The 5,014-nt window shown below is 31.9% G+C and carries 4 protein-coding genes and 1 pseudogene; 1 reads left to right on the forward strand and 4 read right to left on the reverse strand.

Annotated features, from left to right (window positions below; all coding sequences use genetic code 11):
* Together ACFWDE_RS29875 and ACFWDE_RS29880 are read right to left on the reverse strand one after the other, a co-directional pair.
* Positions 1-1,008: FtsX-like permease family protein (locus tag ACFWDE_RS29875; protein ID WP_377896312.1), on the reverse strand; the 1,008-nt coding region annotated here is incomplete at its 3' end.
* Complete coding sequence (locus ACFWDE_RS29880) at positions 983-1,753, reverse strand: ABC transporter ATP-binding protein (protein WP_377896313.1); 771 nt, start codon at positions 1,751-1,753, stop codon at positions 983-985. The genes ACFWDE_RS29880 and ACFWDE_RS29875, both read right to left, overlap by 26 nt.
* A 429-nt stretch (positions 1,754-2,182) precedes the next feature.
* Between ACFWDE_RS29880 and bla the strand changes: the two are divergent.
* Positions 2,183-2,716: pseudogene (gene bla, locus ACFWDE_RS29885) on the forward strand (class A beta-lactamase); the annotation flags it as partial.
* A 283-nt stretch (positions 2,717-2,999) separates the two neighbouring features.
* Here the strand turns inward: bla and ACFWDE_RS29890 are convergent.
* Positions 3,000-3,617, reverse strand: a complete 618-nt coding sequence (locus ACFWDE_RS29890; RefSeq protein ID WP_377896315.1) for an SGNH/GDSL hydrolase family protein — start codon at positions 3,615-3,617, stop codon at positions 3,000-3,002.
* A gap of 142 nt (positions 3,618-3,759) precedes the next feature.
* Positions 3,760-4,791 (reverse strand): VanZ family protein, encoded by a 1,032-nt coding sequence (locus ACFWDE_RS29895; protein ID WP_377896314.1) that lies wholly within the window; start codon positions 4,789-4,791, stop codon positions 3,760-3,762.
* Positions 4,792-5,014: the final 223 nt, after the last annotated feature.

Raw genomic sequence — 5,014 nt, forward strand, 5'->3', positions numbered from 1 at the left:
CTTATCCGATTGATAGGTAAATGCATATGGGGTCTCATGTTTTGCCAATTCAGGATTTGCGATAGCCGTACAAACTCCAATTGCTGTAAAAGATATAGCCGATATAATTGTAACTATAAAGAACGTTCTCGCATTATCTTTCATTCGGTACATTAAATCTGAGATAACAAGAAGATTGGTTCTTTTAAAGAATGTAGTTTCTCTATTTTTTAAAGTGTATATCACATATACACACAATTGAGTGAAGAAAAAATAGGTTCCAAATACGATAAATATGACACCCACTCCTACGAGTAGTAATAACTGATTCAAACTCATGTAATTCATCGCGACGATACTGTGGTGGACCGAGGCGTAACCTGCTCCAATTAAAAGAATTGCCAACAAGGATATCCAAACGGACGCTTTCGGCTCAGGTTTTGGTTTTTCCTCTGATTTTATGAGTTCTACAAGTTCATTCATTTTCACCATTTTTGATGTAAATAATGAAATGAGTAGGAATAAAACAAAAAAGGAAATAGCTGTTACTCCCATAGACTTTAATGGAAAGTAAAATGCTAACGTATTCTCTATTCCCAATAAAGACCCACTAATTAGTAAAAATAATTTAGAAAAAATCATCCCAATCCCAATGCCTACTAGTATAGAAGGGATTCCAATCAACATGTTTTCGAAAAAAATTAATCGATGAAGCTGTTGATGAGACATTCCATGTAACATTAATAATCCAAACTCTTTTTTTCTATTTTTTAAAAATGCGCTAACAGAATAGAAAATAAATAAGAAAGAGAAAACAAAAATTAAGTAATACGATAGTTGAAATCCTATTTTCCCAAATGTATTCATTATGGTACTAGCATGAGTCAGTTCGCCTTGTAGATTCGGATGAAAGACAAGTAGCCCATAAGTAAAGAAAATCATTACCGCAAATGTACTACTAAAAAAATGTCCAAGATATATTCGTTTATTCCGTATAACATTATTAAATGCGAGCTGTCGAAAATTCATTTTTGTTCCCTCCTAACATAGAAAGAATATCCATAATATTTTGATAAAATAACGAACGATTGTCATTGTAGAAAATTTCATTATATAACTGTCCATCTTTAATAAAAATAACGCGGTCACAGTAACTTGCAGCAACTGGATCGTGCGTTACTAACATCATTGTTGCCTTTTCCTCTTTATTTAATTGTGTTAATATCTCCATTACATCTTGAGAAGCTTTAGAATCTAAGTTTCCTGTTGGCTCATCGGCAAGAACCAATTTAGGAGAATGAATGAGTGCACGAGCAATCGCTGTTCGCTGTGCTTGTCCTCCTGATATTTCATATGTTCGTTTATTCAATATTTCACTGATTCCTAATTTTTTTGAAATAGATTCTACTCGTTTATTTATTCTTTTCACATTCATGCCATCTAATACGAGCGGAAGAACTATATTCTCTTTTACAGTTAATGTATGCAGCAGATTAAAGGATTGAAAGACGAATCCTAATTCCTGTCTGCGAAATAAGGCCAAATCATTGGGTGAAAGTTGATACGGATTTTTATTATGAATGGATACACTTCCTGAAGTTGGCGAGTCAATAGTAGAAATCATATTCAATAAGGTTGTTTTCCCACTACCCGAAGGGCCCATAATCCCAACAAATTCCCCCTCTGTAATTGTTAAATTAATATTTGAAAGTGCTGTATGTGAAACCTTCCCTTTGTATTCTTTACTAAGATCTTTTACTTTTACTATTTTCATATGAAAAATTCCCTCCAAATTTACACACTAAGAATGAGATTTGATAGAAGATGCCTGCCTACATTTTGACTTTTTTAAAATACGAGTAATGTACCATTCATTAATGGTCTGTTTCGAATTTCCTTATTTAAACTGGAATACATGGTCAAATGTTATAAGCACGAAAATAACTTGATATCGTATCTCATAATTTTTATGATTGTTTCTGTTTTTCATTGTAGTAGTAAGGTTGTTTTTCTCATATTGAATTACCTTTCATTTTTCTTACACGCTTGAAATATTTCTGAAAATACAGTTTATATAGTTTGCAGCCATGATTCTTTTGTGGGAGATAGTAAAGAGGGATTTTTCATATGCACTATACTATAGGGAACTAGCTTTCTGTATAGTTGTTATTTGCATTTCATGGTGTTTTCTTAACAAAACACCATGTTCTTAAAAGAACTTGCTGATGCTTCTGTTCGATATAGTGACAGTACGTCACATAATTTGATTCTTAAACAATTAGGTGGTCCTTCCGAGTTTGAAAAAATATTGAGAGAAATTGGTGATACAGTTACTAATTCAGCACGATTTGAACCTGAATTAAATGAAGTGAATCCAGGAGAAACACATGATACCAGTACTCCAGAAGCGATTGCTAAGACGCTTCAATCTTTTACATTAAGAACTGTACTTCCACCTGAGAAACGTGAACTATTTGTAGATTGGATGAAGAGAAATACAACTGGAGATAACTTGATTCGTGCGGGCGTACCAAAAGGATGGGCAGTAGCTGATAAAACAGGTGCAGGATCATACGGAACAAGGAATGATATTGCAATTATTTGGCCACCAAATAAAAAGCCAATTATTCTTGCAATACTTTCTAATCATGATAAAGAGGATGCTACATATGATGATAAACTTATTGCAGAAGCAACCAAAATAGTGTTAAATACTTTAAAAGTTACGAATAAATAATAATAGTAATAGATTAAAAATTCCCCATTTTTCCGTCAGAGTACTGTGACGTTTTTTTAGGTGTTTTACAAAGAATTGACCATTTAATGTTACGGAAGCAATTCAAAAGAATGTTTAAAGACCACCTATTTCCGTAGGTGATCTTTATTTGTGATTCTGCATTTGTACACTACTGTAGAAATATATCATAGATACGGTTTGTTTGCTAAATTTTTAGTTCTCTCCACTTACTAAAAAACATCGCTTAATACAATTAATATCATATTTTTTAAATTGCGAACTATTATTCTGTCTTCTGTACAGGCAAACTACTAAAAATTAATTCAGCAACTTTTACATATCCTTTTGAGTTTGGATGAATTAGATCTGTAGACCAAAGCGTATTGTCATTAACTAAATGATGATTCCAAAAGTCAACATGATGAAGCTTATACTCTCTACTCAGTGAAAGTATAACTTCATTTGCCTCTAATAATTGTTCTTTTAATACTTGTTTTTTTTCAGAAGAAAAAGGAAGCCGAACTGTAAAATCTGGAAGGTTTGCTATAATAATATCAGCATCTGTTTTACTTAATGTATCTATCATAAATTCCATATCGTTCTTATATGCTTCATGATTCCAACGTCCTTTTAAAACATCGTTTGCACCTGCAATTAGACAAACTAAATCTGGATTAAAAGTTAATGCCTTTTCCAATTGCTGTGAGCGAATTTCTTTAGTTACTAACCCACGCTTTGCAAAATTAGCATATTCTATATCGTTTACACACAGTTGAACAAAATGATCTACCCAGCTTTTTAATGCTATTCCCTCAACTTCATCCCCTATCCCCTCTGTAAAACTATCACCAATCGCTACAAATCGCTTCCACATATATAGTCCCCCTTTTTTGTTATTCATATCTATACTATACAATAGCCCACAACGTAATTGTTCTTCTAAAATGTTTTTCAATTCCAATAAAATTCCATAGGAGATTTTTTAAATGAGCACGACAACTTGAGTGAACTATTTCACATGAACAAAAATATGAAAATCTACGTTATTTTCTCGCAGAAATAGGTTGAGACCAACTATCTTTGTCATTATCATTTAAGCGTACTTGAAAAACATATATAGGTTGAGAAAAACCTTTCGAATCAGCGTGGTAATCTATATTATAATCTGTAATGACTAATGTATCACCTGCTTTGAAAGATATTATAGGATCAAAGTCTCCTTGTTTTAGTTTTTGAAATGCTTCTTTAGGAGACAGAATTTCAACATCTCGAATATGTGATTTTTTTGTAACTGGCTCATTGTCATCAGGCATGTTTGGAATTTCCTCTTTGTAAACAGGCATTTTTTTACCTTCGTCTTTTAACTCTATTGATGTTTTTATAGTGACATCAGTCATGTCTATTTTTGTAATGGGATCTAAAGGCGTATTCCCAAATTCCTTCATTTGATACGAAATCATTATTCCAAGTGCAACAAAACTTACTGTAATCGGAAGAAATAAATATTTGATCATTTGTATATCCGTTTCTTTTTTCTTCAACAATATAAGAACTATATTTACCATAGAATATCCTAGCATCATTCCTAAAGTATTATGAAGTAAATCGGCTAGTTCCATACTTCCACGTTGCATTGTAAATTCAAGGATTTCAATCCATAAACTTGCTATAATTGAGCTGATTAACATCCATTTTGTTTTTTGAAAAACATTACTAACTAAAGGTAATAAAATTCCTAACGGAAAAAGCATACCTATATTCACAATGATATGGAAAAAAGAAGAAAATGAAAAGGTATTCCATGCTTTTTTATAAACACTAAGTACATCAAAGTCAATTGTTCTTGCAAAAGTTATATCATCTGGACGACCAAATGAAGTAGCTGATAATGCAAGGGAATAATATCCTATTATTAATATAAACAATATAATTTGTTGTACGGTAAATTCCCCCCCACCTTTACACACCTTTTTGTATACTACAAAGTAGCTAAAAACAAATATGAGTAGTAACAAAAATGTGAGTTGTATTGTAGGAATTGCAACGGTAACAAGTAGTTCGGAAATAAAGTTCATTTTACACCTCTGTTTTTACGAATAAAATATTCAATAGTTTTATATAACATTCTAGATATAGATAGCGATGTATTGTTACCCCTAATAATTATTAATATAGAATTAAACCTGTACTCTTGAAACTAGCTTTATATGACCAAGCGGCTACAAGGAAACTAACGTTTTACTAATTGTATTTTCAGCCATGTTTGGATAAACGTTACGAAGATTCTCTTTAGTAAGA

This window comes from Bacillus sp. NPDC060175, assembly GCF_042728695.1.
Classification (GTDB): domain Bacteria; phylum Bacillota; class Bacilli; order Bacillales; family Bacillaceae_G; genus Bacillus_A.

Coding starts and splice junctions, on each gene's coding strand:
- ACFWDE_RS29880 (WP_377896313.1), bottom strand. CDS start 1,753: ATGAAAATAGTAAAAGTAAAAGATCTTAGTAAAGAATACAAAGGGAAG.
- ACFWDE_RS29890 (WP_377896315.1), bottom strand. CDS start 3,617: ATGAATAACAAAAAAGGGGGACTATATATGTGGAAGCGATTTGTAGCG.
- ACFWDE_RS29895 (WP_377896314.1), bottom strand. CDS start 4,791: ATGAACTTTATTTCCGAACTACTTGTTACCGTTGCAATTCCTACAATA.